Source organism: Cyanobium sp. Cruz CV13-4-11, assembly GCF_024346055.1.
Classification (GTDB): Bacteria; Cyanobacteriota; Cyanobacteriia; order PCC-6307; family Cyanobiaceae; genus Cyanobium.
This window is the reverse complement of record NZ_JAGQCH010000014.1, coordinates 25,912-51,634: the sequence shown is the minus strand read 5'-3', so window position 1 is coordinate 51,634 and position 25,723 is coordinate 25,912. Positions and strand designations below refer to the sequence as shown.

32 protein-coding genes are annotated in these 25,723 nt (G+C 66.1%); 18 read left to right on the top strand and 14 right to left on the bottom strand.

Translation table 11 applies throughout. From position 1 onward, the window contains the following. Positions 1 to 13 precede the first annotated feature (13 nt). Positions 14 to 949 (bottom strand): malate transporter, encoded by a 936-nt coding sequence (locus KBZ12_RS11500; protein ID WP_254958097.1) that lies wholly within the window; start codon positions 947 to 949, stop codon positions 14 to 16. A 95-nt stretch (positions 950 to 1,044) separates the two neighbouring features. Between KBZ12_RS11500 and KBZ12_RS11495 the strand changes: the two genes are divergently transcribed. Continuing rightward, entirely contained in the window at positions 1,045 to 1,848 is an 804-nt protein-coding gene (locus KBZ12_RS11495; protein ID WP_254946098.1) for a prohibitin family protein, read from the top strand. A gap of 10 nt (positions 1,849 to 1,858) precedes the next feature. After that, the gene (locus tag KBZ12_RS11490) at positions 1,859 to 2,842 is read left to right on the top strand and encodes an isopenicillin N synthase family oxygenase (protein ID WP_254958096.1); all 984 of its coding nucleotides are present in this window, start codon (positions 1,859 to 1,861) and stop codon (positions 2,840 to 2,842) included. Here KBZ12_RS11490 and KBZ12_RS11485 read toward each other — a convergent pair. Beyond that, positions 2,820 to 3,095, bottom strand: a complete 276-nt coding sequence (locus KBZ12_RS11485) for a hypothetical protein (protein WP_254958095.1) — start codon at positions 3,093 to 3,095, stop codon at positions 2,820 to 2,822. The genes KBZ12_RS11490 and KBZ12_RS11485 overlap by 23 nt on opposite strands. A gap of 89 nt (positions 3,096 to 3,184) precedes the next feature. Here KBZ12_RS11485 and KBZ12_RS11480 point away from each other — a divergent pair, with 89 nt between their 5' ends. The 7 genes from KBZ12_RS11480 (at position 3,185) to KBZ12_RS11450 (ending at position 11,108) form a co-directional block, all read left to right on the top strand. Beyond that, positions 3,185 to 3,457, top strand: a complete 273-nt coding sequence (locus tag KBZ12_RS11480) for a chlorophyll a/b-binding protein (RefSeq protein ID WP_396101087.1) — start codon at positions 3,185 to 3,187, stop codon at positions 3,455 to 3,457. Positions 3,458 to 3,583: 126 nt separating this feature from the next. Continuing rightward, a complete protein-coding gene (locus tag KBZ12_RS11475; RefSeq protein WP_254958094.1) occupies positions 3,584 to 5,725 on the top strand; it encodes an HAD family hydrolase in 2,142 nt (713 codons plus the stop codon). Next, positions 5,709 to 6,587 carry an HAD family hydrolase gene (locus tag KBZ12_RS11470; protein WP_254958093.1) on the top strand — a complete coding sequence of 293 codons (879 nt, stop codon included), beginning with the start codon at positions 5,709 to 5,711 and terminating at the stop codon, positions 6,585 to 6,587. Before KBZ12_RS11475 ends, KBZ12_RS11470 begins: the two co-directional genes overlap by 17 nt. Then, positions 6,565 to 7,497, top strand: coding sequence for a PfkB family carbohydrate kinase (locus KBZ12_RS11465; RefSeq protein WP_315859424.1), 933 nt, complete (start codon positions 6,565 to 6,567; stop codon positions 7,495 to 7,497). The genes KBZ12_RS11470 and KBZ12_RS11465 overlap by 23 nt, the downstream gene beginning before the upstream one ends. 4 nt (positions 7,498 to 7,501) lie before the next feature. After that, entirely contained in the window at positions 7,502 to 9,454 is a 1,953-nt protein-coding gene (locus tag KBZ12_RS11460) for an amylosucrase (RefSeq protein ID WP_254958091.1), read from the top strand. Between the two features lie 14 nt (positions 9,455 to 9,468). Further along, the gene (locus tag KBZ12_RS11455; protein WP_254958090.1) at positions 9,469 to 10,443 is read left to right on the top strand and encodes a lytic transglycosylase domain-containing protein; all 975 of its coding nucleotides are present in this window, start codon (positions 9,469 to 9,471) and stop codon (positions 10,441 to 10,443) included. 38 nt (positions 10,444 to 10,481) lie between these two features. After that, a complete protein-coding gene (locus tag KBZ12_RS11450; RefSeq protein ID WP_254958089.1) occupies positions 10,482 to 11,108 on the top strand; it encodes an isoprenylcysteine carboxylmethyltransferase family protein in 627 nt (208 codons plus the stop codon). Positions 11,109 to 11,111: 3 nt separating this feature from the next. Here KBZ12_RS11450 and KBZ12_RS11445 read toward each other — a convergent pair whose 3' ends face one another. Both KBZ12_RS11445 and KBZ12_RS11440 read right to left on the bottom strand, forming a co-directional pair. Then, complete coding sequence (locus KBZ12_RS11445; RefSeq protein ID WP_254958088.1) at positions 11,112 to 11,480, bottom strand: molecular chaperone DnaJ; 369 nt, start codon at positions 11,478 to 11,480, stop codon at positions 11,112 to 11,114. Between the two features lie 79 nt (positions 11,481 to 11,559). After that, on the bottom strand, positions 11,560 to 11,802 hold the full coding sequence (locus tag KBZ12_RS11440; RefSeq protein ID WP_254958087.1) for a hypothetical protein: 243 nt from the start codon (positions 11,800 to 11,802) through the stop codon (positions 11,560 to 11,562). A 76-nt stretch (positions 11,803 to 11,878) separates the two neighbouring features. On the opposite strand from KBZ12_RS11440, the gene KBZ12_RS11435 reads away from it, so the two are divergent. The 3 genes from KBZ12_RS11435 (at position 11,879) to KBZ12_RS11425 (ending at position 13,854) form a co-directional block, all read left to right on the top strand. Then, positions 11,879 to 12,382 carry an RDD family protein gene (locus KBZ12_RS11435; protein ID WP_254958086.1) on the top strand — a complete coding sequence of 168 codons (504 nt, stop codon included), beginning with the start codon at positions 11,879 to 11,881 and terminating at the stop codon, positions 12,380 to 12,382. Continuing rightward, a complete protein-coding gene (locus KBZ12_RS11430) occupies positions 12,379 to 13,086 on the top strand; it encodes a hypothetical protein (RefSeq protein ID WP_254958085.1) in 708 nt (235 codons plus the stop codon). Before KBZ12_RS11435 ends, KBZ12_RS11430 begins: the two co-directional genes overlap by 4 nt. Positions 13,087 to 13,221: 135 nt before the next feature. After that, a complete protein-coding gene (locus KBZ12_RS11425; RefSeq protein WP_254958084.1) occupies positions 13,222 to 13,854 on the top strand; it encodes a M23 family metallopeptidase in 633 nt (210 codons plus the stop codon). A 30-nt stretch (positions 13,855 to 13,884) separates the two neighbouring features. Here KBZ12_RS11425 and KBZ12_RS11420 read toward each other — a convergent pair whose 3' ends face one another. Continuing rightward, complete coding sequence (locus KBZ12_RS11420) at positions 13,885 to 14,319, bottom strand: DCC1-like thiol-disulfide oxidoreductase family protein (protein WP_254958083.1); 435 nt, start codon at positions 14,317 to 14,319, stop codon at positions 13,885 to 13,887. A gap of 188 nt (positions 14,320 to 14,507) precedes the next feature. Here KBZ12_RS11420 and KBZ12_RS11415 point away from each other — a divergent pair, with 188 nt between their 5' ends. From KBZ12_RS11415 to KBZ12_RS11405, 3 genes are all read left to right on the top strand, one after another. Beyond that, a complete protein-coding gene (locus tag KBZ12_RS11415; protein WP_254958082.1) occupies positions 14,508 to 14,810 on the top strand; it encodes a hypothetical protein in 303 nt (100 codons plus the stop codon). A 94-nt stretch (positions 14,811 to 14,904) separates the two neighbouring features. Continuing rightward, positions 14,905 to 15,234: a DUF1830 domain-containing protein gene (locus tag KBZ12_RS11410; RefSeq protein ID WP_315859423.1), complete on the top strand. Its 330-nt coding sequence runs from the start codon at positions 14,905 to 14,907 to the stop codon at positions 15,232 to 15,234. Positions 15,235 to 15,344: 110 nt separating this feature from the next. Continuing rightward, on the top strand, positions 15,345 to 16,241 hold the full coding sequence (locus KBZ12_RS11405; protein WP_254958080.1) for a histone deacetylase: 897 nt from the start codon (positions 15,345 to 15,347) through the stop codon (positions 16,239 to 16,241). On the opposite strand, the gene KBZ12_RS11400 is transcribed toward KBZ12_RS11405, so the two are convergent. After that, the gene (locus KBZ12_RS11400; RefSeq protein WP_254958079.1) at positions 16,201 to 16,638 is read right to left on the bottom strand and encodes a hypothetical protein; all 438 of its coding nucleotides are present in this window, start codon (positions 16,636 to 16,638) and stop codon (positions 16,201 to 16,203) included. The genes KBZ12_RS11405 and KBZ12_RS11400 overlap by 41 nt on opposite strands. A gap of 127 nt (positions 16,639 to 16,765) precedes the next feature. On the opposite strand from KBZ12_RS11400, the gene KBZ12_RS11395 reads away from it, so the two are divergent. Beyond that, complete coding sequence (locus tag KBZ12_RS11395) at positions 16,766 to 17,347, top strand: ferritin (protein ID WP_254958078.1); 582 nt, start codon at positions 16,766 to 16,768, stop codon at positions 17,345 to 17,347. Between the two features lie 26 nt (positions 17,348 to 17,373). Here the strand turns inward: KBZ12_RS11395 and KBZ12_RS11390 are convergent, their stop codons facing one another. Both KBZ12_RS11390 and KBZ12_RS11385 read right to left on the bottom strand, forming a co-directional pair. Beyond that, positions 17,374 to 17,646: a hypothetical protein gene (locus KBZ12_RS11390; protein WP_254958077.1), complete on the bottom strand. Its 273-nt coding sequence runs from the start codon at positions 17,644 to 17,646 to the stop codon at positions 17,374 to 17,376. Positions 17,647 to 17,652: 6 nt separating this feature from the next. After that, positions 17,653 to 18,246, bottom strand: coding sequence for a helix-turn-helix domain-containing protein (locus tag KBZ12_RS11385; RefSeq protein WP_254958076.1), 594 nt, complete (start codon positions 18,244 to 18,246; stop codon positions 17,653 to 17,655). Positions 18,247 to 18,404: 158 nt separating this feature from the next. On the opposite strand from KBZ12_RS11385, the gene KBZ12_RS11380 reads away from it, so the two are divergent. Then, entirely contained in the window at positions 18,405 to 18,920 is a 516-nt protein-coding gene (locus tag KBZ12_RS11380) for a hypothetical protein (RefSeq protein WP_254958075.1), read from the top strand. Positions 18,921 to 18,958: 38 nt separating this feature from the next. Further along, on the top strand, positions 18,959 to 19,573 hold the full coding sequence (locus KBZ12_RS11375; RefSeq protein ID WP_254958074.1) for a hypothetical protein: 615 nt from the start codon (positions 18,959 to 18,961) through the stop codon (positions 19,571 to 19,573). A gap of 73 nt (positions 19,574 to 19,646) precedes the next feature. Here the strand turns inward: KBZ12_RS11375 and KBZ12_RS11370 are convergent, their stop codons facing one another. From KBZ12_RS11370 to ntrB, 6 genes are read right to left on the bottom strand one after another with little or no spacing between them, the layout of a single operon-like run. Beyond that, positions 19,647 to 20,249: an alpha/beta hydrolase gene (locus tag KBZ12_RS11370; protein WP_254958073.1), complete on the bottom strand. Its 603-nt coding sequence runs from the start codon at positions 20,247 to 20,249 to the stop codon at positions 19,647 to 19,649. Positions 20,250 to 20,307: 58 nt separating this feature from the next. Beyond that, complete coding sequence (locus tag KBZ12_RS11365; RefSeq protein ID WP_254958072.1) at positions 20,308 to 21,816, bottom strand: dienelactone hydrolase; 1,509 nt, start codon at positions 21,814 to 21,816, stop codon at positions 20,308 to 20,310. A gap of 54 nt (positions 21,817 to 21,870) precedes the next feature. Beyond that, a complete protein-coding gene (locus tag KBZ12_RS11360; protein ID WP_254958071.1) occupies positions 21,871 to 22,677 on the bottom strand; it encodes a nitrate ABC transporter ATP-binding protein in 807 nt (268 codons plus the stop codon). A gap of 26 nt (positions 22,678 to 22,703) precedes the next feature. Then, entirely contained in the window at positions 22,704 to 24,701 is a 1,998-nt protein-coding gene (locus KBZ12_RS11355) for a nitrate ABC transporter ATP-binding protein (RefSeq protein WP_254958070.1), read from the bottom strand. Between the two features lie 6 nt (positions 24,702 to 24,707). Then, a complete protein-coding gene (locus KBZ12_RS11350) occupies positions 24,708 to 24,857 on the bottom strand; it encodes a hypothetical protein (RefSeq protein ID WP_254958069.1) in 150 nt (49 codons plus the stop codon). A 10-nt stretch (positions 24,858 to 24,867) separates the two neighbouring features. Continuing rightward, the gene (gene ntrB, locus KBZ12_RS11345; protein WP_254958068.1) at positions 24,868 to 25,701 is read right to left on the bottom strand and encodes a nitrate ABC transporter permease; all 834 of its coding nucleotides are present in this window, start codon (positions 25,699 to 25,701) and stop codon (positions 24,868 to 24,870) included. Between the last annotated feature and the right edge of the window lie 22 nt (positions 25,702 to 25,723).

Sequence of the window (25,723 nt, the reverse complement as noted above, 5' to 3'; positions counted from 1 at the left end):
TTCCGGGCCAGTCCTAGCTCCCCAGCGGACCGCTCAGCAGCCACCACCACAGCGGAACCGAGACCAGGGCCAGGCCCGTGCTCCACAACACCAGAGCCGCCACCGCTTCCGCCGCCCCCTGTTGCTTGGCAGAGGCCCCTGCCGGCTGCCTGACGGCGGCCGCTTCCGTCAGCAGTAGAACCGAGACGCCGGTGGGAGCCGCCGCCTGCAGCACCACCGCATCCCGCAGCAGGGGGGGCAAACCCAGCAGGCTGGCCAGCAGCAGCACGGCGAGGGGCAACGCCAGGAGCTTGCCCGCCAGGGCCACCCCCAGCCCGGGGGGGCTCTCAGGGCTCGGATGGCGACGCCGCAGCACCAGAGCCAGCCGCATCCCCACCATCGCCAGGGCCACCAGGATCACCAGGCGTGCCGGCCACCAGAGCCACTGGGCCAGGGAGGCGCTCCAGGGGGTCTGGTACACGAGCAAGGCGAGCAGCAGCCCCCGGATGGCCGGGCTGGTGGCCAGGACGCGCAGCTGCTGGCGGAGGTTGCCGGCGTGCCGGTCGACCAGCAGCGGGCCAAGGCTCCAGGTGATCAGGGTGGCCATCAGATCGAAGGCGATCGTGAAGCCGATGGCCTCGGCAGGGAGCAGGGCCAACCCAACAGGGAGTCCCCAATAGGCGGTGTTGCCCACGATGCAGCCCAGCTGCAGGCTGCCGTCGGGGATCCGGCGGCTCAGGGCCGGCAGACGCAGCAGCAGCAGGCCCAGGCCCGAGGCGGCGACCGCCATCAGCGCCGCCGTGAGCAGGTTGGCCTGGAAGCCCGAGCGCAGCAGCAGGGCCACCAGGCCGATCGGGATGCCCCAGGAGATCAGCGGTGGGGCCAGCCTCCCCGGCAGCCCTGGGAACCGCAGCCCCAGCAACACTCCGATCCCCAGGGCCGGCACCAGTTCGAGCATGAAGCGCAGCACCAGCCCTCCCCCATCTGCTGGTCATCCCACGATGGCGGCCCCGGGCCACCAACGCTGCCTAGGGTCGTGGCACCCCCATGGTTCCCAGTCACCCGATGCAATCCCCCATGCGCTCCGGCGCAGACAACGGCTTCGGCGGCCTCTGGCAGCTGATCTTCGCCGCCGTGCTGGGAGGGCTGGTATTGCTCACCCAGACGGTGTTCATCGTGCCGGCGGGCAGCGTCGCCGTGGTCACCACCCTGGGCAAGGTCACCGGCGCGCCGCGGCAGCCGGGGGCCAACTTCAAGGTTCCCCTGGCCCAGAACACCTCCCTCTTCGATGTGCGCACCCAGGTGCGGCCGGAGCAGTTCTCCACCCTCACCAAGGACCTGCAGGTGATCCAGGCCACCGCGACGGTGAAGTACGCCATGAAGCCCGCCGAGGCGGGTCGCATCTACGAAACGATCGCCACCGACGACCAGCAGATCTATCCGCGGGTGATCCAGCCGTCCCTGCTGAAGGCCCTCAAGTCGGTGTTCTCCCAGTACGAACTGGTGACCATCGCCACCGAGTGGAACTCCATCTCGGAACTGGTGCAGGAGAAGGTGGCTGAAGAGCTGCGCAAGTTCGACTACGTGACCGTCCAGGGACTGGATCTCACCGGCCTGCAGATCGCCGAGGAGTATCGCGCCGCGATCGAGCAGAAGCAGATCGCCGAACAGCAACTGTTGCGGGCCCAGACGGAGGTGCTGATCGCCGAGCAGGAGGCCAAGCGCTACCAGACCCTCAACTCCAGCCTCGACGACCAGGTGCTCTACAAGCTGTTCCTGGATAAGTGGGACGGTCAGACGTCGGTGGTGCCCGCCCTGCCCGGGGCGGCCGGGGGTGGGAATCCCGTGATTGTCAACGGTCGCCGCTGAATCCGCCCCCATGGCTGAAGCCATTCTCGACGTGGATCTGCTGGCCTTCGAGCGGGGCAGCCAACGGGCCAGGGAGGCCGTGGTCGATGGAGTCAGATGCAGTCTGGCCACCGGTTTCGTCTACACCAACAGCGATCTCCCCGTCGATCTGCTCGATTCCGCCTACGGCCTCCTGCAGCGGTTCTTCGCCCTGGAGGCTGGGGCCAAGCGGTGCTTCCGCGCCCCGGGCGCCAACGGCCAGACCGGCTACACAGAGCTGCTGGTGGAAACCGCCGCCGGCAGCGCGCATCCCGACTGGAAGGAGATGCTGAACTGGTCGGCCCCGTTGCCGCTGGGCCATCCCCTGCGGCGCCGGTTCCCTGAGCTCTATCCCGAGCAGCTCCTGCCGGAGGCGGCCGTGCCCGGCATCACCGCCGTGCTGGGGGAGTTCCACCGGGCGATCGCCGATCTGCAGCGGCGCTTTCTGCGGGTGATCGCCCTGGGCATGGGCTGCGCCGAAGGCTTCTTCGAGGAGATGGTGTCGGAGGCCCCCACCCTCACCCGGGCCCTGCGGTACCCGCCCATGGCCCAGGCCCCGGCGCAGGGCCATGTCTGGGCGGCGGCCCATGGGGACATCAACCTGATCACGGCCCTGCCGCGGGCCACCGGGCCGGGACTGCAGGTGCGCGTGGCCGGGGAATGGGTGGAGGCGGCTCCGCCGGAGGGGCGGGTGATCATCAACACGGGGCTGATGCTGGAGCGTCTCTCGAACGGTCGCATCCCCACCGGCTGGCATCGGGTGGTGGCACCGGCAGGGGCCAGTGGTGAGCGCCACAGCGTTGTCCAGTTCTGCCACGCCAGGCCCTGGACAATCCTGGCTCCGGTGCCGTCCTGCTGCGGGCCCGATCATCCCCAGCGCTACAGCGCCATCGGTGCCGCCGATGCCCTCGAGGAGGTGCTCTACCGCATCAATCTGCTGGAGAACGGGGTGGCTATCGGTGCAGAGAACGGCTGATCCCGAGTCCCCCTTCCCCCATCAGTTCAACGATCCAGGGGGCTGGAATCCGCTCGATGTCACCGGTGTCGATGTTCAGCACCCGGGCGAAGTCCGTCGGGGCTGGGCCACTGAGGTCGCAGATGCGGCCGATGAACCAGGGCCGGCCGGCCATGGCCACCACGGCCAGATGGCCCGGGCGGGCCTCACGGAAGCGCTGGGGGTTGGCCCGCCGGAGGGGAGCCACCGCGGGATCGATCTGACCGGGTGCCATGGCCAAGCTCTGGTACATCTGTACTGTAGCTTGAAAACGCAGTGGCGCCCAGGCGCCGCATAGGGTGCAGCCATTGCGGGGCTGAAACGATGGACGAACGCAGCAAGGAAGGCAGCAAGGAAGGCAGCAAGGAAGGCAGCAAGGAAGGCGGCGAACAGGCCTTTCTCTATGAGCCCCTGGAGCGCTTCGGGGAAGGGCTCACCACCTCCCGTCCCTGGAACCTCACGGCCCTGACAGGGGTGGAACGGCTGAATGGACGGGCGGCGATGCTCGGGTTCGTGGCGGCCCTGATCGGTGAGCAGCTCACTGGACAGGGTGTTCTCGGTCAGCTGGCCCTGATGCTGCGCTGGCTGCTCGGCTGAGGGCTGAATCGCTGGGCGTCCACTTCCGTTGCCATCGGCCACCACCAATGGCGTGGCAGTCCCTTGGCAAGGCCCAATGAGGCCATACCTGGTCACACTGGAAGGGGGAAGGACGGCAAGTGAGACATGACGATGGGTGCCAAGGGCCATTCTCTCTACATTTTGATGATCAGCATTCATGGCCTGATCCGTGGAGAGGATCTTGAATTGGGACGTGATGCTGATACCGGAGGACAGACGAAATATGTGGTGGAGTTAACAAGGGCCTTGGCCCGTCAAGCCTCTGTTGGGCAGGTGGATCTTGTCACCCGATGCGTACGTGATGCTGGCGTTTCTGCAGACTATGGGATGCCGACGGAGCTGCTGGATCCCAAAGCACGCCTGATTCGCATCACTGCCGGACCGGATGCCTACATTCCCAAGGAAGAGCTCTGGGGCCATCTCGATACGTTTACCGATGAGTTGTTTTCCTGGCTCCATCGTCAGCCGCGCCTGCCGGACGTGTTGCACAGTCACTACGCCGATGCCGGCTATGTGGGAGTCCGCCTTTCTCACCTCATGGGTTTGCCACTCATCCACACCGGCCACTCCCTCGGTCGGGACAAGGTTCGCCGGCTGCTTGCCCTCGGCTTGTCCGTCGAGGAGATCCAGCAGCGCTACAGGATGGCTGAACGGATCAGTGCGGAAGAGGAGGTGTTGAATAGTGCCAATCTCGTGATCACGAGCACGCACAATGAGATCGAAGATCAATACGAGCTGTATGACTGCTACACACCAGACAAGATGTCGGTTATTCCACCGGGAACCGATCTGAATCAATTCCATCCCCCCTCTTTCGGGGATGGACCTGTCGCATTCGCCAGTACTCTGGACAAGCATCTCAGGGTGCCTGATAAGCCGATGATCCTGGCACTTTCCAGGCCGGATCAACGCAAGAACATCGTCTCACTTCTGGAGGCTTACGGGCAGTCAAAATGTCTTCAACAGGCAGCCAATCTTGTGATAGTTGCGGGGAATCGTAACGACATTCGTGAGCTCAATGAGGGCGCACAGGCTGTCCTGACGGAGCTGCTTCTTGTCATCGACTGCCACGAGTTGAACGGACTTGTGGCTTTGCCCAAGCACCATTCTTCCGGTGATGTGGCGGACATTTATCGGCTGGCAGCTTTCTCGAAGGGTGTGTTCGTCAATCCTGCCCTTACCGAGCCCTTTGGCCTGACCCTGCTGGAAGCGGCGGCCAGTGGACTGCCGCTTGTGGCGACGGAGGTAGGCGGACCCGTGGACATCATTGGAAACTGCAAAAATGGTCTACTGGTTGATCCTCTTGATGAGGCATCGATTGCCGATGCTTTGCTCCAGATTCTGGAAGATCGAGAGCTTTGGACAATGTTTTCTACCAATGGAGTGAAGAATGTCGCCAGGTTCTATTCCTGGGAAGCTCATGCACAAAAGTATCTTGAGAGATTGCAGACTCTGGTCCTTCAGAGCCAGGATCTTTCCCGACCGGCACCCCTGTCCAAGCCTCCGGCTGTCCAGACACGAACCTGCGCCCTCTTCACGGCCATCGATGACACCCTGCTTGGCGATCCCCAGGCCCTTGCCCAGCTTGTGGCGGTGCTGCGGCAGCAGCATCGCAGGGTTCTGTTTGGCATTGCCAGCGGCCGACGCCTGAACTCGGTGCTCAAGATCCTGAAGGTTCATTCGATTCCCATGCCCGATGTGCTGATCACAAACCTGGGCACAGAGATCTATACCCCACCGCAGCTGACGACAGATATCTCCTGGACGTATCACATCGACCATCTGTGGACCCCGCAGGTGATCAAGCGGCTCATGGATCCTCTACCGGGACTGATCCTGCAGTCCAAGGAGCATCAGAGCCGTTTCAAGTTGTCGTACTTCTACGATGGCCAACAGGCCCCTTCCATGGAGGAGATTCTCACGCTGTTGCGTCAGCATGAGCTTTCGGCCCATACCAGCCTCTCCTTCGGGCACTTTCTTGACTTCGTCCCTGCCCGTGCCTCCAAAGGACAGGCGCTGCGCTATGTCGTCAACAAATGGAAGATCCCCCTGGAGCGTGTTCTGGTCAACGGCGGATCCCGCGGTGACGAGGACATGTTGCGGGGCCAAACCCTGGGCGTGGTGGTGGATTGCCGATTCCGAGAGGAGCTGACCCAACTGAGTGATTCCGCACGGGTTTATTTCTCTTCGGGATCCCATGCCTCAGGCATTTTGGAGGCGATTGAGCACTATGACTTCTTTCACTGATCAGCTGGGCACCAAGGTGGCATGGGAGCAACGGCTGCTTCTCTGCACGGATCTGGACCGCACCCTTCTCCCCAACGGCGAGGCCCAGGAATCCCCAGGGGCCCGCGTGATGTTCGCCCGCGTGGTGGCGCAACCGGGCCTTTCTCTGGCCTATGTCAGTGGTCGCCACCTGGCGTTGGTGGAAGAGTCGATTCAGGCCTATGGGCTGCCTCAGCCTGACTGGATTCTTGCTGATGTGGGCAGCTCCGTCTATCAGCGAGCTGGCCTTGGCTGGTCCCTGCTGGCCCCATGGTCACGGCACATTGCCGCTGATTGGCAGGGACTCACGGCAAAGGATCTGGCCGTTCTTCTCGCAGGACTTCCAGGTTTGAGATTGCAGCCAGACGACAGGCAGAACATCCACAAACTTAGTTGCTTCGTATCTCTGGATGTTGATCTGCCCGCCTTGATGCAGGCCATCGAACTACGGCTGGAGGAACGGGCTCTTACGGCCAACCTGATCCATAGCGTGGATGAGCAGGCGGCCGTCGGTTTGCTGGATATCCTGCCGCGGCGGGCCAGCAAGCTGCACGCGATCGAATTCCTCATGTGGAAGCAGGGATTCAACGCTGATCAGACGCTGTTTGCCGGCGACAGCGGCAATGATCTTTCGGTGCTCACCAGTTCGCTGCCTGCGGTGCTGGTGGCCAATGCCCATCCATCTGTGGTCGAGCTGGCTAGCGCGGAGGTCAGGCGGAACGGCACGGTGGACCGTTTGTATCTTGCCAGAGGCGGGTTTCTGGGCATGAACGGCAACTACAGTGCGGGCATCCTGGAAGGGATCGGTCACTTCCACGCCGATGCCCTCCGGGTGCTGGGTTGATCTGATGCTGCAGCGTTGTCCGATCACCATTTTCGGAGAAGTTCTTTTCGATTGCTTCCCGGATGGCACGGAGGTCCTCGGAGGTGCACCGTTCAACGTGGCCTGGCACCTGAGGGGCTTTGGCCTGGCTCCCATCTTCATCAGCCGAGTGGGTACGGATCGTCGTGGCGATGCGATTCGTTCCGCCATGACGTCCTGGGGGCTGGAACCGTCATGCCTGCAGGCAGATGCCTCCCACCCCACCGGGCGGGTGGCCGTGACCTTCGAGGACGACGAACCCCACTACGCGATCGTGCAGGGGAGTGCCTACGACGTCATCCAGTCCGAGGGCTTCCAGCAGCTGCCAGCCTCCGGTCTTCTGTATCACGGCACCTTGGCCCTGCGTCATTCCGCTTCGGCTGCGGCCCTGGCGGCTCTCAAGGGCCGGCATCGGGGCCAGATCTTCCTGGACGTCAACCTGCGCAGCCCCTGGTGGTCGCCGGAATCGGTTCTGCCTTTGGTGGAGGATGCGGATCACGTCAAGCTCAACACTGCCGAACTGGCCCTGCTGTCGTCGGAGGGCTTGGCTGCAGCGGATGACGCCAGCCTGTCGTCGTCGGTGGATCGCTTCGCCCGCCGCCACAATCTCGAGACCCTGATCCTCACCCGTGGTGCCCTGGGAGCCCTGGTCTGGAGGGACGGCAGGATCGTCTCCGTTGGACCCGCCGCCTGCAGCCATGTGGTCGACACGGTGGGGGCGGGGGACGGCTTTTCCGCTGTTTTTCTGCTTGGTCTTGGCCAGCGGTGGCCTCTGGAGGAGAGCCTTGAGCATGCCCGTGACTTTGCTGCTGAGCTGGTGTCCCGCAGGGGCGCCACGATCGACGACGTGAGCGTTTACGAGCAGTTTCTGATGGCATGGAGCTCAAGCTGAAGCCATGTACGAACAAATCTCCCACTCTCTGCTGAATTCTATTCTCGACGATCTCCGCCCAGAGATTCGGCGCCAGGATCTGCGTCACTTCTATACAAGGCTGGGTGCCAACTTCTACGCTATCCATTCCCTGTTCGTTACCCTTTACGGCCATCGTGACGACTTCAAGTTCCAGCTTCTGCGCCTGGTTGAGACCATGGCTCGTGGCTATATTGATCGATCACTGGATCTCGAGTCACTTGATATTCAGAGGGAGGACGACTACAACTGGTTCCTCTCCCAGAAGTGGGTGGGGATGGCTGTGTACTCCAATGGTTTTGCGGAGAATCTATCAGATCTTGAAAACAAGATTGGCTATTTTCAAGAACTTGGGATCAATATGGTGCATATCCTGCCCATCTTGAGGTGTCCGGCTGGTAAAAGTGATGGTGGCTATGCGATCAGTGATTTCCGCCAGATCGATGAGAGGGTCGGTACCATCTCTGATCTACGCCACATCGCCGAGGAGTTCAGGAAGCGAGACATCCTGCTCGTCCTGGATATTGTTCTGAACCATACCTCGGATGAGCACGAGTGGGCCAGATGGGCGATTGCTGGAGAGCAGCACTACCGGGATTATTACTATGTCTATGACAGCAGGGACATCCCTGACGTCTTCGAGCAGAGCATGCCTGAAGTCTTTCCGGAGTCCGACCCGGGCAACTTCACCTGGAATGAGGCGATGGGGCAATGGGTCATGACGGTGTTTCATGACTACCAGTGGGATCTCAACTACTCCAATCCTGCTGTATTCATTGAAATGCTGGATGTGCTGTTGTTCTGGGCCAACCAGGGAGTGGATGTGTTGCGTCTCGACGCCGTGGCCTTTCTCTGGAAAAAGCTTGGCACCACCTGCCAGAACGAACGTAAGGCCCATCTGATCCTGCAGCTGATGAAGGACTGCTGCCAGGTGACCGCGCCCGGTGTGTTGTTCATTGCCGAGGCCATCGTGGCGCCCACCGAGATCACTAAATACTTCGGCGAAGATGCGATCGTGGCCAAGGAGTGTGAGATCGCCTACAACGCCACCTTGATGGCCTTGCTGTGGGACAGCGTGGCCACCCGAAACACGAAACTGTTGTCGCAGGGTCTCAAGAGTCTGCCGAACAAGCTGGAGCGGGCCACCTGGCTGAACTACGTCCGCTGTCACGATGACATCGGCTTCGGCTTCGATGACCAGGACATCGAGCAGGTGGGCTATGAACCCCGGGCCCACCGTCGCTTCCTGATCGACTACTTCAAGGGCGATTTCGATGCGATTCCCCGGGGCCTGGCCTTCATGCCCAACGACACCACCGGGGACGCGCGGATCTGTGGATCGCTGGCTTCCCTGGTTGGCCTGGAGTCGGCGCTGGAGTCAAAGGATCAGAAGCTGATCGCCACGGCCATCAGCCGCATCCTGCTGATGCATGGCATCATCCTTTCTTTCGGTGGTATTCCACTGATCTACAACGGCGATGCCCTGGGCGTCCTGAACGATTACAGCTTCTACGACGATCCCAGCAAGTGCAACGACAGCCGCTGGGTGCACCGCCCGAAGATCAACTGGGCCAAGGCAGAGCTCAGAAGGAAGCAGGGAACGGTGGAGTTTTCCATCTTCTCGGCCATGAAGAAGATGATTGCCATCCGCAAGGAGATTTCTGCCTTCGCCGATTTCAATAACCGTGAGATTCTGCAGCTTGACAATCAGCACCTTCTGGCCTTCGTGCGCTTCAATCACCTGCGGCCTTCGGATCTGGTCCTGGTGGTGGCCAACTTCAGCAACCAGCCGCAGTTCTTCGACCTCGACAGCCTGGTGCCCTCGGTCTTCAGCAGCCACGACCGCCTCATCGATCTCCATTCAGGCCGCAGCCCGTCCCAGTCCTCCAGTCGCATCGTGCTGCAGGCTTACCAGTTCTATTGGCTAACCAAATCCTGAAGCCCCAACGCTCGATGGCTCCACTGCCCATGCGCGTCGCCACCCCCGTTCTGCTGGCCCTTCTGCTGGCTTCCGCCGCCGCGGCCGTGACGACGGTGACGGTGCAGCGCCGCCCCGCTGCCAGTGCCCCTGAGGCCCCCTCTCAGCCACTACCCCCGCCGCCGACGACACCTGCGGTGGCGCCCCGTGCCTACCCCCGTCTGCCGCAGGATCCTGCCGCCATTGCCGCCGAGCTGGCGGCCCTGGAGATGGCCCTGCGTTCGACGGCCCCATCGCCCGATCAGTTGCCCGATCTGGCCCACCGCCAGCAGGTGATCTACCGCCGGCTCGCCACCGATCCGGCCCTGGCCGCCCGGGTGCGTGGGTTCCTCCCCGTCCGCTGGCAAGGCGTCCTCGACCGTCACCTGGCGGCCCGCCGCGAGTTCCTGGCCATGCACAGGGGTGGTCCGCGTTCGGCCGTCGTGCCCGCCTGGCAGATCATTCCACCGCAGCCCGCGGCCAATCTGCTGCGCTACTACCGAGAAGCGGCGGCCGCCACCGGCATCCCCTGGGAGGTGCTGGCTGCGGTCAATCTGGTGGAAACGGGCATGGGCCGCATCGATGGGGTGTCCGTCGCTGATGCCCGGGGACCGATGCAGTTTCTGCCCAGCACCTGGGCCCAGCGCGGCATCGGCCAGGGAGACATCCGCGACCCGGAGGATGCGATCCATGCCGCCGCCCGCTACCTGGTGCGTCGCGGCGGGCTCAAGGACATCCGCCAGGGGCTCTGGGGGTACAACAACAGCAACCGCTATGTGCGGGGTGTTCTGCATTACGCCGAGCTGCTTCGCCAGGACCCCCAGGCGTTCACAGGCCTTTACCACTGGGAGATCCACTACAACTCCGCCGCCGGTGACCTCTGGCTGCCGGTGGGGTACAACCAGACCAGGCCCCTGCCGGTCAGCACCTACCTGAAGCGCTTTCCTGCGTCGGCCCCTCCCGGACGCTGAAGCACCCTGCCAGCATGGATGGCCCCCTTCGGCCCTGGATGACCCAGCTGCAAGCCATCAACATCGCCAAGGTGACCACCATGGTGGCGCTGCTGATCCCGGCCCTGGTGCTGGGGCTGGAGTCTCCCAGAGTGGTGATCTACCTCTCCCTGCATCTCAGCTACTGCCTCTGGTGGTTGCTCGAAGAGCAGCTGTTCCCCTGGCGTTCGCGCCAGCTGTTCACCGAGGTGGTCGGGCCGCTGCAGGCCGCCGTGGTGGTGCTCTATGTCGGGATCTTCTATGCCCTGCCGGGCTGGCTGGCGATGGCCAACGACCAGCCCCTGCAGCCGCTGACCATCGCCCTGGGGCTCAGCTTCTACATCTTCGGATCGCTCCTTAACACGGCAGCAGATGTGCAGAAAGGAACGGCCAAGGAGCTGGGCGCCACCCTGGTGGCGGACGGGGCCTGGCGCCGTGTCCGCCATGTCAATTATCTGGGCGACCTGCTGCGCTACAGCAGCTTTGCGGTGATCGCCGGTTCGCCCTGGGCCTGGTTGCTGCCCGCCTCGGTGCTGGCGCTGTATCTGCCCCGGATGATCCAGAAGGAGGCCGCGATGGCAGAGCGCTACCCCGGGTTCGAGGCCTACCGCCAGAGCAGCTGGTGGCTGGTTCCGGGTGTCATCTAGGCGTCAGCTGAGGCCGCGACCAAGCAGCACGTCCCTGGCGCCGTTGACGGCCTGCATCGTGTCGTGGCGGCCGCCTCGGTCAGGGTGATGCTCGGCGGCGGCCTGCTTCCAGGCCACGGTGACGTCCGATTCGCGCAGACGTCCTGACAGGGCCAAGCCAAGTCTGGAGCGGGCTTCAATCGCCTCAAGGCCCGGACTGCGGCCCAGAGGCCCGTGGTCGGCGGCGGAGAGGCCCGTGCCTTTCTTGCGCCGTCCCTTGGTTCCAGCAGGCTTGGCTTTGCCACCGGAGCGCATGGCAAAGCCTTTTTTGGGTGGGTCCTGGGGACCTTCCTCGGCGGGGCTGCTGGCCGTTGCCGGTCGGAGGGACAGCAAGGAAACGCGTGGGTCGAACAAGGTGCGAGCCATGGGTTCAGGTGCCAGCTCGGCCGGTGCGTTGGTGGGTGGGCGTGCCTCAGACCGAGGCGTCGAGGGCGGCGGCGTCTAGGGAGGCGGCGTCGAGGGATGGGGCCAGATCGATGCTCAGTTCGGCCAGCAGATCGGCAGCCAGCTGATCGCTGGATTCGGTGCTGATCTCGGCAGCCTCAGGGGCCATCATCGCTTCAGGTGCCTGAGCACGCCCGCCGGCCATCGCCGGGGCGAAAAAGGCGAGGGCCAGACCCACCATCAAGGCGAAAAAGAAGGAGAGGGCTCGCATGGGCCAAGGGGAGCAAATCGAACCCGTCCTAACACCGCTGTGGCCGTTCGTGCTGTCGCCACGGGAAGATGGCGCCATGGTGATCCGTGTTCCTTCCCCTACCCCGGCCGAGGTGTATGCCGGATTCGGGATACGCACGGCCGCCACGTTGATCGACTCGGTGCTGATGCTGCTGATCACGGCACCGTTTCCATTCCTTCTCGTTGTGCTTCCCAGCGAAACGGCCGTTCTTGCTCTCAGCACCCTGTTCTCAGCTGTGCTGGTGATTCTCTTCTGGCGCTGGAAGCAGGGCACCCCCGGCAAGTTGATGCTGCGCCTGCGGATCGTGGATGCCGATTCCGGCGGTGAGCCGAGTCTGCGCCAGAGGTGTCTGCGTTATGTCGGCTATGTCCTGTCCACCGTGCCCCTCTTGCTGGGGTTCTTCTGGGTGCTGTGGGATCCCCGCCGCCAGGCCTGGCACGACAAGCTCGCCGGCACGGTGGTGGTCCATCCCCCGCGACGGGATCTCCCGGCCACCACGGCCCCGACGTCGGTCGGGAATGCTGGTGCTGGATCTCCTTCCCCCCGTCATTGGCCATGACAGCTCCCTCCCGTGATCCCCTGGATGAGGCCATCACCGCCCGCCGGGCGCAGGACCCCCTGGTGGGGGCCAAGATCGGCGCCGAAGAGGTCAGTCGCCGGCTGCTGCAGGCCATGGCCACGGACAGGGGCGTGCATGTCGAATCGCTCCTGGCCGTGTGCGGCGCCCTGGCGGGCCACGCCTGGCAGGCGAGCCTGAGGGCCCGCGCCCGGGCGGTGGGCCAGATGGAGCCGGAGGGACTGCACGTGGTCGGCACCCGGGACGGGGGCTCCTTTCTCGTCGGTGAGGGCCTGGCCCAGGGATTGTTCCAGGAGCGCTACTCCACCTGGGGGCTGGCCGCCGCCGCCGCCCAGCAGGCGGGCTGCACGGCGTTGCCGGATCCGCTGGCACTATGGCGTCACGGCATGGACAGCCTGGGCCAGGAGACCTTCGGTGTGCCGCAGGTGCCCAGCCGGCACCTGCCGTCCCCGGACTCCCTGCAGTCGCTGCCGAGCCTCTGGCCGGCCCTGTTGCCGATGGTGCTGCGCTTCTGCCCGGACCCGGCGGAATGGCCGATCCTGTACGGCCTGCTGGCCCAGAAGGCCATCACCATGGGACGGGAGGTGATCGATCCCTGTCTGGCCCTGCGGATCGTGATGGACTCCGCCATCGCCAACGCCATGGTGATCCTGCCCGAGGTTACGGAGACTCCAGCCGGGAGCTGAGTTGTCCACCGAACGGCGGCGACGCCTTGGCAGCAACGCCCGGGGGCGTTACCAAGGCCTTCACGGCTCTATGGAACAAGGCGGATGGCCTCCCGGTTTCGACGCGTTCTGGGCGCACTGGCATGGCCCTGGCTGGTGCCGTTGTCGCTGCTGCCGCTGCCTGTGCTGGCCACGGGCGAGCTGCCGCCCCGGCCGACGGAGGTTCCCCTGGAGGTGCCGGTGGGGGATCTTGGACAGAACGACCGCCTGCCGGAGTCGCTGCGCGCCCGCTACCGGCCGGCGGCAGTCGGGGTGCTGCCGGCCGTGCAGGCCGGAGCTCTGGGCTACCCCCTGGGGCAACAGCCCACGGAACAGGCCTCCTTCGGCTGGCGGCTGGCCGACTCCCGCAACGCCTGGCGGATGCACACCGGTCTCGACCTGATCGTCCCGGAGGGCACGCCGGTGTTCTCCGTGCTGCCGGGCACCGTGCGCCTGGTGGCTGAGGTCGGTGGCTATGGGCTGCTTGTGGTGGTCGACCATGGCCTGGGTTGGCAGAGCCTCTATGCCCACCTGCTGGACGTGGCGGTGCTGCCGGGCGAAACCCTGGCTGCTGGGCAGAGCCTCGGTCGGGTGGGCAGCAGCGGATCGGCCAGCACGGCCCATCTGCATTTCGAATGGCGCCAGAGGCGGCAGGGGCGACTGGTGGCGGTGGACCCCTCGCCCCTGCTGCAACCGATCGGAACGGGAGCCTCCGTGGCGGGACGGGCGCCCCTGCCGCCGCTGCCTTGAGCCCCTGGTCCCCCCCTCGAGCCGTGCCCTTCAGGGCCTGTCGGGATCCAGCGGCAGGCCCTTCCAGGCCAGGGCCAGGCGCCGCGCCCCCAGCAGCAGGGGATAGAGCCGTTCGCTGCGGGAGGGCCCGTCGAACAGGGGCACCAGCAACCGCAGCAGCGGATCGCTGGGGCGCATCAGGCCGCACAGATGCCGCACCGCCTCGGCCCCATGCCAGGCCCTCTCTCCCTGGAGCAGAACCGCCCCCTCCGCCAGGGGCAGGCCCCGTGCCCGCAACTCCCGGCGCAGGTCCGTGTCGGCCCGCCCGTCGACGATGCGCAGGTTGGTGATGCCGCTGCGCAGTTCACTGCTCAGGGCGAAGTGGCGGCAGAACGGACAGCCGCCGTCGTAGACGAGCAGCAGCGGTGGCTGCTCCGGACCCGGCGGTTGCGCGGCAGGGTCGCTCAGCGCAGAGGGGGTGGGCATGGGACAAAAGCCTGGGACTTGGGTGCCCTGAGTCGCGCTTCGATTCTGGTGCCGGGGGAGCTTCCACGGCGCCGGCGTGCCCCGCGGCTGACTTTCGGCAAGTCCTGACAGGCCACCGCATTCTGTGGCCATCGGCACCATCCGATTCATCAGACCCGCTAGATCTTCCGCCACTGGATGATCGACAGATGCTTACACCCAGCACCCGTCTGCGGCTGCAGGACATCATCGGCAGAATTGCCGATTGCCAGCCAATCAGTTTAAGCGAGCGGATCTATGTACAGAAGTTCGCTGATCGCGATGCCAGCGTCTGGAGCTGGTTGCGACGGGCCCAGCGGACGCAGCAGCGGGCGGAGCCGGACACGGAACTCGAGCGCTTCATGGTGCAGATGGATCTGGGGGAATCCAGTGACAGCAGGTCCTTCAATCCCAATCGGGACGATCTGGGCGACTGGTTCTCCGGGGCGCCGAACTGGCTGCGCCGCAGCTGAGCCGTTCCATACGCAGTACAAACACTCATTCCCAAGTCTTCGTCGCATCGGTCACTGACTTCCGGTGCTGTCCGTGGGTGGATGTCTGGGCGGGATGGAGGATGTCATGGACGTTTTGCTATGTAGCTATCGCAACTGTTCCGAACGCATGCGGATCATCCGCTGCTGTGGGCCAGACGATTTCTTTCTGGAAAGGGTGGTGTTTCCCTTCGAAGTGCTCACGTTCCACTGCCCCCCAGCCAGTGATGTGGAAGTCTGGGCGAGGGATTCGCTGGGGGTCGTGCTCACGGAGCAACTCTCGGCCGATGCCATGGCCATGCAGCAAGATGGGGTATCTCCCTGTCCGGAATGGCTGCCCCAGATCCCGAGCCGAGCGGTAGGGGTCAAGGGGAATGCCAGCTCGGTGTGCCTGCTGCCCCACTGAAGTCACACCCACCGACGCCAGGCCCCGGCACCGGCCTCCTCTGCAGCGCCACATACCGGGAGCACGCCACAGGGGCCTGGCATCCGGAATGTCCCGCCCGGGTTGACGCCGTGATCCAGGGGCTGGAGCGAGCCGGACTGCTGGGCCGCTGTCTGCTGATCCCTCCGCGCCCGGCCACGGAGAGAGAGTTGCTGCGCTGCCACACCCCGCAGTATCTGCAGCGCGTTCAGGACGACATCCTGGCGGGCCGCGACCAGCTCTCCACCGGCGATACGGCCATCAGCGCCCACTCCGAGCGGACCGCCCGGCTGGCCGCCGGCGGTGTGCTGGCGGCGGTGGAGGCTGTCATGGAGGGGCGGGTGCGCCAGGCCTTTGCGGTCGTGCGGCCCCCGGGGCACCACGCCAGCGCCACCCGCGGCATGGGCTTCTGCATCTACAACAACGTGGCCATTGCCGCCCGCCATCTGCAGGCGGTGCATGGACTGGAGCGGATTCTCATCGTCGACTGGGATGTGCACCACGGCAACGGCACCCAGGACATCTTCTGGCGCGATCCTTCGGTGCTGTTCTTCAGCAGCCATCAGGCCCCGTTCTACCCAGGGTCCGGCACCCGGTTGGAGCGGGGTGAGGGGCCTGGAGCCGGCTTCACCTGCAACTGCCCCCTGCCGGCCGGCACGACGGGCCGGCAGCTGCTGGCCGCCTGGCGCGACGGGCTGGTGCCCCTGGCCGAGGCGTTCGCCCCGGAGTTCGTGCTGATCTCGGCGGGCTTCGACTCCAGGGGCGGCGATCCCCTGGGGGATTTCCGGCTGGAGGATCGCGACTTCTCCGCCCTGACCCAGCTGATGCTTGACATCGCCGCCCAGTCGGCCCAGGGGCGGCTGGTGTCCGTCCTGGAGGGCGGCTACGACCTCGAGGGTCTGGCGTCGGCCAGCGCGGCCCATGTGGCCACGTTGCTGGGGTTGGCAGCTACGGCCCCAGACGCCACCAGAGCCAGCCCTCACGGTTGATCAGCAGGCCGATCACCACCATGGCCAGCATCAGCACGATCTGATCGATCCGGGCGTCGGGCACCAGGATGTCGGCCGCTAGATGGGGGATGTTGGTCAGGGTGTACCCGAAGCTGAACCAGAAGTGGCAGAGGCGCCAGCGGCGCCAGCGGCCGGGGTGCGATGGATCGCTGGCGGCGTAGGCGATCAGCACCAACGCCGCCAGAGGCAGCAGGAAGTAACCCAGCATCGCCCCGAACAGCAACGGCAGCTGGGCGACCGGCACGTGGCTGTCGATCTCCGGCGAGATCCCGTGGAACAGGGGCATCAGCCCCAGATTGACGTGGAACAGCATGGCCAGCAGCCAGGCGATCCAGAGGCTGCGCAGACGCAGGCCATGGTCGATGGCACCGGCCATGGGGAGGCTGCAGGGTTCACCAAGTCTGGGCCGCTGTTCGCCCGCTGCTACCGCAGCGGGTCGGATCGTCGCCGGCCTCCTTACATTGAACCGACGGTGAATGGGTCGTTCCCCCAGGCCGATCGTCATGACCTTCTCCACCTCCTCCCTGGCCCAGAACGCCGTCGCCACCGGCCCCGCCGGCAGGGCCATGGCCCTGCCCATGGAGGCCGCGCTGCTGGAGGGCCTGCAGGAGCACCTGGGCCTGGAGCGCAAGGCCAGCGCCGCCTACTGGGCCATGGCCCTCTGGTTCTGCGAGCGGGAACTGCGCGGATTCGCCGCTTACCTCCTGGAGGAATCCCGGGGTGAGCAGCACCATGCCGCTCTGGTGGCCGACTACCTGATCGCCCGCGGTCAGACGGTGCATCTGGGTGACCTGCCGGCCCCTGGCCAGCAGTGGAGCGATGCCGAGGCGCTCCTGGCCGACGCCTTCCGGCTGGAGGCCGACGTCACCACCTCCCTGCAGCTCCTCTATTCCATGGCTGAGCGTGCCGGGGACGTGCGCAGCACCGTCTTCCTCGACCCCCTGATTCAGGGCCAGATCGCTGCCGAAAACGAAGCGGCTCACCTGCTGGGTCGGGTCCGCTTCGGCCGTTTGGAGGCGGCGTCCATGCTGCTGATCGACGGGGAGCTGGCGTCGGCCCAGCCGTCGGCGGCCGCCCTGGCCTGATCGGAGCTGCGCCCCTGCCCAGTCCTTCAGCCGGGCAGGGGCCTGCTGGCCACCTCCAGCAGAAAGCTCGCCCCGAGGGGATCGCGCAGGGGCAGCCGCGCCATGGTGCGGGCCAGCCCCTGGATAGCCAGTCGGCGCCGCTGCAGGTGCGCCGCTTCCCGCCCGAGGCGCTGGCGCAGCTGGGAGTCGCGGCAGGTGGTCAGGTGCCCGTTCAGCAGCTGCCAGCTCTGGCGCAGGGCGGCCATCTCGCGGCAGAGGCTGCCGATCAGGCTCTCGGAGGCTTGGCAGGTGGTTGGCATCACGGGTCAGGCGGCCAGGGGAGCGCCATCGACCAGGGCCGGCGCCAGGCGCAGGCCGGCTTCACCGCTGGGGACCTGCAGCAGCTCGGCGGCGCGGATGCGGGAGATCAGCCGGGTGGTGGTGACCCTGGTGGTGCCGATCAGTTCGCCGATGCGCTCGTGGGTGAGGCGGAAGGGCAGATCGCACCAGGGCCCGCAGCGGCGGCCGAGGCGGCGTACGAGCAGCGAGAGCAGGGCATGGAGCCGCAGTTCGGCGCTGCCGAGGTGGCGGATGCGCAGCAACTGCAGGGTCCACTCGTTGACGGGATCAAAGCCGTGCCCCTCGATCGGTTCGGCATCACTGCGGAAGCACAGGGGGGTGAGGGCCTCAACGCAGACGCCTTCACTGCAGAGCCGGTCGGTGCGCAGCTGGTCGCCGGACTGGAGGAAGGCCAGGGTCATGCCCTCGGTCTCCTCGCAGGGGCAGTAGACGCGGGCGATGCCGTCGAGCACCTCCAGACAGGAACCACCGGGCCTGGGGGTGGGGTCGAGCAGCACCGTATGGCCGGCCGGCATGCGCACGGCGCTGACGGGGTCGTCGGGAAGGAAGCGATAGCGCATCGGAGAGGAGCGCCCTTATTGCGAACTGCTCGCAACCTAGACGCCGAAGGGGCCCTTTTGCAAGCGATTCTCAATAGCAGCTGGGGATTGCGAAGCGGCGGGGCGCCGGGCGGCTGGGCGTCCCTACCGTTAGGCCTTGCTACCCGAGGCGCTCTGCCGTGATTCCCGAGGCCCAGTGGTTACTGGAGCGCGAGCGACGCAGCCGCCGGGAGGGCAGCGGTCTCAACCAGGCGGCGCTGATCGGTTCCTGGCGACTGGAGCGGATCTGGGGCAAGGGCAGCCTGCGGCCCGCCGCGTTCGGTGCCGCCCTGCTGCGGGGTCTGTCGGCTCGCCTGCAGCTGGCGCTCGACGGGGCGGATCAAGGCGGCGAGACGATGCGGTTGGTGAACAGCGTTCGCCTCGGTGCCCTGGAGCTTCGTTTTGATGGGGTTGGGCGGCTTCAGGGCCGCCGGCCCCTCCTGGTCTTCAGCTTCGATCGCCTGCGGCTGCTGCTGGGCGGGCGGGTGCTGATCGAGCGCGCCCTGCCTGCGCCGGACCCTCTGCGCCGGCCGTTCTTCGCCCTGATCGCCGCCGAGGGCCCCGGGGCGGGGGCGACCCCCAGGTGGCTGGCGGCCCGGGGGCGGGGCGGCGGCCTGGCCCTCTGGCTGCTGGAGGCTGGCCAGACGACAAAATGAAGCTAGGCTTAAAGTCTGTTGAATAATAGGTTGACGTCATGGCGGCACCGGCAACGCCCCTGCAGGAATGGTTGCTCCGCCACGCCACCGATGGCACCCCGGCGACCCTGCCGGGCAATCTCCAGCGGGCCTTTGCGGCGGATGACCTCAGTCTGTTGCCGGTGTTCGTGGCCCATGGCTGGCAGGAGCACCTGCGCTCCGAGGTGTGCCGGGGCCAGAGGGAAGCCACCGATGCCGAGCAGCAGGGGCTCGAAGCCGCCTTTCATGCCCAGATCGGCCTGGGTGAGGGTCACGATGGCGACCTGGCGCTGCAGCTGGGACGGGCGGTGGACCGGCGGCTCGAGGCTTGCCACCATGTCGTGCATCTGACAGCCCAACCGATGCCGGATGGCCGGCGCTGGTTTCGTCTGCAGGCCACGGCGAGCCCTGCCGCTCCCGGCGGCCAGCTGGAGACCGTGCAGGTGTGTCGCGTCGAATCCGACTCCCAGGCCTTGGCGATCTGCGAGGCCATCCACGAGGTGCTCTCGGCCCGTGGCACCAGTGTGGAACAGGGTCTGTTCCACCTCGAGGGCCCCCAGCTGGGGGCCCTGGTGGCGATCCTGAGGCGGCTCGCTCTGCCCCAGCCCGACGCTGTGATGGCCCTGGTGGCTTAGCGGCAACCCTGCGCTGAGAGGCGATCACTGAAGCCCAGGGACCTGGGATCGTGGCTGGCACCCCCCTTGACGGTCATCTGGCCGGCGCCCCGGGGGGCTTCACCCGCTCGAGGTTGGCGCCCAGGTCCGATTCCAGGAACTCCTTGACGACGTTGCCCATGCCGCTGAGCCCCTGCAGGGCCGACTGCAGCGCCGGCAGGTTGATCGCCACGTCCTCATTCGGATAGGCCCGCAGGAATCCCACGGCCGACAGGCTTCCCGAGCCGGACTGGAGTCCCAGGATCGTCGCCGAACGCAGGGCCACCATCCCCACCCTCGGCGCCTTGAGGGGGTAGATGATCACGGACAGTTTCTCCAGGGCGGTCTCTCCGAACCCGGTGCTCAACAGCCGTGTGGTCAGCACCAGCGGCAGCGTCACCCGGTGGTTCAGCAGCTTGCCGACCTCGGCAGGATCCTTGCCGCCCAGGCGCAGGGCATCCCCCAGCAGGCCCACGGCCTCCCCCGTACGGGCCAGCCGCTCCAGGTCGGCGACGGGAATCGAGCGGCGGAAGGCTCCGCTGACGAACACCACCTGCTCGGCCGCCCGGGCCGACGGGGCGGCCAGGGTGAGCAGGGCAGCCAGGCCGGCTCCGCCCCAGGCGCGGGCCGATGGCGGCGGGGAGGGCCAAGGCGACATCAGGCAGGGGCTGGAACCATGGGGGTCAAGTGTGGGTCAGACGGGGGGGCCTGTCGGCTCAGGGGTTCCAACTCGCCAGCCGGCCGCTCACGTCCGTGAGCGACAGCACCCCATCCCCCCAGCCATCCGGGGGCAGCAGGGACGGGGCGCCCACGCCCGGGGCGACCCCTGGACCCGCGGCGAAGGCTCCGTTCACCCAGCCCAGCAGCAGACCCCGCAGGGGCCCTCCGCCCTGGTCGTAGGTGGAGCCCATGTTGAAGTGATCGCCGCCGCTCGCCAGGATGAGGCGATGCCCCTCCTTGGCCTGGCGGGCGATGCGGGCCATCGGTGCGATGGCCTCGGGGCCGGGCGGCACCACCCAGTCGCGGCTGCCGCTCACCAGCAGCACCCGACCCTGGAACACAGGGGAGGTTTCGGCAGCGAACAGGAGCGCCATCGGCGGACTCACCGCCACCACCGCCCTCACCCGCGGGTCGGCCAGGGCCGCCTGGTCGATCGCGTCGAGGAAGCTGCACTGCAGCACCCAGCTGAGGTTGCGCTGGGGGTCCTGCAGATCGTTGCAGCGCTTCTTCAGCTGCTGGGAGCTGGGCCGGGCGCCCGCCAGCTGGAGCGCGGTGGTGGCCCCCCAGGACTGGCCCAGCACCACCACCGAACCGGTGTTCACGCCGGGCGGCAGCCCCAGTTGCCCCGCCGCCGCCGCATCGATCAGGGCGGAGATGTCGAGGGGCCGCAGGCGCAGCTCCGCCGGTCCCGGCGGAGGCACCTTGCCGGAGAGCATGTCCTGCTGCTGGGTCCGGTCGCTGCCGGGGTGGCGGGGCAGCAGCACGGTGTAGCCGTGGCTGGCCAGATGCCGGCCCCAGCCCTCGAAGCTTTCCGGCCCATCCCAGAGCCCGTGGGAGATGGCCACCAGCCGGCCGGAGGCCTGCTGGGACGGCCGGATCATCACCACCTCCAGGGGCAGGGGCCGGTAGGTCACCGGCAGCTTCAGGGTGTCCCGCCGCACGGGCAGGGGACCCGGGCCGGCCAGGGCGGGATCCACGGCCGCCGGGGTCTCTCTCTCCTGCAGCTGGGCGGCGGCCCGCAGCTGGCCGTTCATCCGCTGCAGCAGGAACAGGCCCTTGCCGACATCCACGGTGGCTGTGTGGCCAGGGATGGCCTGCAGCACCCCCAGCATCGTCAGGGTCCCCCGGCCTGCGGCCCGGTCGAGAATCTGCAACAGGGTGTCACTGGAGACTTCGGCCGGTAGCCCGTCGACGCCCCCGAGGGAGGAGAGCAGCAGCAGCGCCTGCTGGGCCAGGGGTGAGGGGGCCACCTGGCGGGCCACATCCAGGGACTGCAGGGGCAGGGGGGTGTTGAACAGTTCCACCATCCGTTGCCCGATGGCACCCCGGGTGGCCTGGTCGAGCTCGGCCAGGTCGCTGTCGCCGGCCAGCAGGGCGCGGGGATCGCGCAGTTCGGCCAGCCGGATGGTGAAGGTGGTGTCCAGCAGCGGCAGCTTCAGCTCGACCTGCTCAAGGGCCAGCGCCGGAGGGGGAACGGCGATGGCGGCGGCCAGGGCGAGGGCCACCGGGATCCGGGACGGCGATGTCCGCGTCAAGGCAGCAACCCCGCTCTCGGGACCTCATTCCACATCGTCGTGGGCGAAGCGGTTGTAGAGGAAGTCGAGGGCGGTGTTGCGCAGCTCGTAGTACTTCGGGTCTTCCATGATGTCCTCCCGGTTGCGGGGCCGGGGGAAGTCGATGGTCATCACCTCGCCGATCGAAGCCGCTGGGCCGTTGGTCATCATCACCAGCCGATCGGCCAGGAAGATGGCCTCATCGATGTCGTGGGTGATCATCAGCACGGTGCATTTCTGGGTGTTCCAGATCTGCAGCAGCTCCTCCTGGAGTTCCTCCTTGGTGATGGCGTCGAGGGCCCCGAAGGGTTCATCGAGGATGAGCACTTCCGGGCGGATGGCCAGGGCGCGGGCGATGGCCACCCGCTGCTTCATGCCACCGGAGAGCTGGGTGATCTTCTTGTCACTGGCCTTGTCGAGGCCCACCATCGCCAGATGCTCCAAGGCGATCTCGCGCTTTTCGCGGCTGGAGAGGTCTGGCTTCACCTCGTCGATCGCCAGGTACACGTTCTCGTAGGCCGTCATCCAGGGCAGCAGGGCGTACCCCTGGAACACGACCATCCGATCGGGGCCGGGCTTCTGGATCGGTGCCCCCTTGAGCAACACCTGGCCGGAGCTGGGCTTGGCGAAACCGGAGACCATGTTCAGCAAGGTGGATTTGCCACAGCCGGAATGGCCGATGACGCAGATGAATTCCCCCTGCTCGACCTGCAGGTTGACGTTCTCCAGCACCGGATAGGGGCCGGTGGGGGTGGGGTAGACCTTGCCCAGGCCTTCGAAGCGCAGCAGGGGCTGGGGGGCTGTGGTGATCATGGGGGTTAGGGGGGACGGAGGAGGGATCAGGCAGTGATGGCGCGGGGCTGGCCGATGGGGATTTCGGCGATGCTGAAATCACGGTGCAGGGACACCTCGTTGAGGTAACCGATCGGGTCCTCGGGGTTGAAGGGGCGGGCGTCGAACAGTTCGATGCCGCTGCGCTGATAGCTCACGTCCTCCAGGCCCAGTTCCCGGGCGGCGGTGCTGAACACCCCCACGCTGCAGACCCGCTCGAGGATCTCCACGTAGTTGCGGGGGAAGGGGATCTCGGCCCAGCGGGCCAGCTGGGTGAGGATCCAGAGGTGCTCGCTGCGGCTGGGCCGGTTGAGCCCCGCTCCGAAGAAGAGGTGGTGCGGTTCGCCATGGGGGGCGAAGGCTCCGGCGTCGCCGGGCTGGGCGCTGAAGCGGATCAGGTCGGACTTGATCCCCAGGTAGCGCCGGTCGCTGAGCAGCTCGCTCATTTCCGCCCAGTGGGCAGGGTCAGCGCAGTAGCGGCAGGCCTCCAGCAGCGCCTTGGTCAGGGCGATGTGGGTGTTGGGGTAGGCCTGGGCCCAGTCTTCGCGGGTACCGAGCACCTTGCCGGGATGGCCCGACCAGATCTCCAGATCGCCCACGATCGGCACACCATGACCACTGCTGGCGGCCCGGAAGTTCCAGGGTTCACCAATGCAGTAGCCGTCGATGGAGCCGTCCTTGAGGTCGGCCAGCATCTGGGCGGGCGGCAGGGTCTGCAGGTGGACGTCTCTGTCTGGATCGATGCCGTTGGCCGCCAGCCAGTAGCGCAGCAGCAGGTTGTGCATCGAGGCGGGATGGACGATGCCGATCCGGTGCGGCTCCCGTTCATGGCTGCCCAGCCAGGCGCGGTAGTCCTCCACGGTGCTGACGCCCTGCTCCGCCAACCGTTTGGCGAGGGTCACCTCGTTGCCATTGCGGCTGATGGTGAGGGCGGACACGATCGGCAGCGGCGGACCGCCATGGCCACCGGCTGTCATCCAGGTGGGCGTGCCCGACGGCATCATCGCGGCATCGAGGGTGTTGTCGACCAGGCCGTCGACCACACCGCGCCAGCTGGTTTCCCGCACCAGATTCACGTCATCGAGACCGTGCTTGGTGAAGAACCCCTTGGCCTCGGCCACCGCCATGGGGGCGCAGGCGGCCAGGGGGATGAAGCCCAGATCCAGGTTGACCTTCTCCAGACCGTGGCGGGCCAGCACCTTGTGGGGGCGGGCCTGCCACTGCTTCACCCGCTTCTGGCGGTTGAGGAAGTAAATGATTTCCGAGCGCAGGCTGTAGTAGCTGGGGTGGTGCATCACCGTGAGCCTCTGGCGGGGCCGCGGGATGTCCACCTCGAGGATGCCGCCGATCTTCGATCCCGGTCCGTTGGTGAGCATCACGATCCGGTCGGAGAGCAGCACCGCCTCGTCCACGTCGTGGGTAACCATCACCGCGGTGAGCTCGTGCTCGTTGCAGATCTGCATCAGCTTTTCCTGCAGGTTGCCCCGGGTCAGGGCATCGAGGGCCCCGAAGGGTTCATCGAGCAGCAGCAGCTTGGGCTTGATCGCCAGGGCCCGGGCGATGGACACGCGCTGGCGCATGCCCCCCGAGAGCTGGGCGGGGAGCTTGGTGGCGGCCTGGGTCAGTCCCACCATGTCCAGATGCTCCTCCACCAGGGCGTCCCTGGCGGCCTTGCCCAGATTGGGCATCACCTCGTCGACAGCAAGCGCAATGTTCTGGCGGACGGTGAGCCAGGGGAGCAGGGAATAGTTCTGGAACACGACCATCTTGTCGGGGCCCGGTCGCTTCACCGTTTCCCCCTCAAGGAGAACAGTGCCGCCTGTGGGCAGATCCAGACCGGCGATCATGTTGAGCAGGGTGGACTTGCCGCAGCCGGAGTGGCCGATCAGGGAGATGAACTCCCCCTTGCGGATCTCCAGATCGATCCCCTTCAGGGCCTGGTAGTTGCCACCGCCGCTGAGGGGAAAGTTCTTTTCGAGATTCTGAATATCAACGAGTGCTGTCATGGCGGATCACGTTTGGGGAAGGTGGAGGACACAGAAGGCCAGGACCATGGCGGTCATGAGCAGGAGGCGGCCCAGCAGGAAGCGGATCACGTTCTTCTTTTCGCTCATCCAGGCTTCGAGCCATCCAAAGGACTTGAGGGCAGTGGGCAGGTTCATGGCTGCTGTCTCACTGACCGGGGGAGATGCGCGACTGGATCCAGGCCATCAGGCGATCCAGCAGCAGGCCGATGCCACCGATCCAGAGCACGGCAAGCAGGATGTCGCTGACGTAGTTCTGCTGATAGGCATCCCAGATGAAGAAGCCGATGCCGACGATGCCGCTCATCACGATCTCGGCAGCGATGATGGCCAGCCAGGCCAGGCCGATGGAGATGCGCAGGCCCGTGAAGATGTAGGGAAGTGCCGAAGGAATCAGCACCTTGGTGAAGAAGGTCTTCTTCGACATCTGCAGCACCAGGGCCACGTTGTGATAGTCCTGGGGGATCTGTCGCACCCCTTCAGCGGTGTTGATCAGGATCGGCCACACCGCCGTGATGAAGATCACGAAGATGGCGGCCGGCTGGTTCTTCTGGAAGATCACCAGGGCGATCGGCACCCAGGCCAGGGGCGCCACCATGCGCAGGAACTGGAAGAGCGGATCGAAGGCCCGGTTGAGGGTCTTGTTGAGGCCCACGGCGATGCCGGCGCCGATCCCCACCACGGCGGCGAGGAAGTAACCCTGGGCGACCCGGCCCAGGCTCGCCATCGTCTGCCAGAAGAGCCCCTTGTCGAGGCCGCCCCGGTCATAGAAGGGATACAGAAGCAGGTCGCGGGTGCGCTCTTCGGTGAACAGGCTCAGGGGACCGGGAAGCCGGGTGAGGCCCAGGCTGGCACTCAGTTGCCAGGCCAGCAGAAAGCCGAAGATGCCAAGAATCGGCGGAACGATGACCTTGCTGTGGCGTTTCCACCAGAGCAGGGGGCCGGATGGCGAGGAGGTTGGTGCCTGAGGTGTGATCGTCATGGAAGGAGTGGGTACGGGGCGG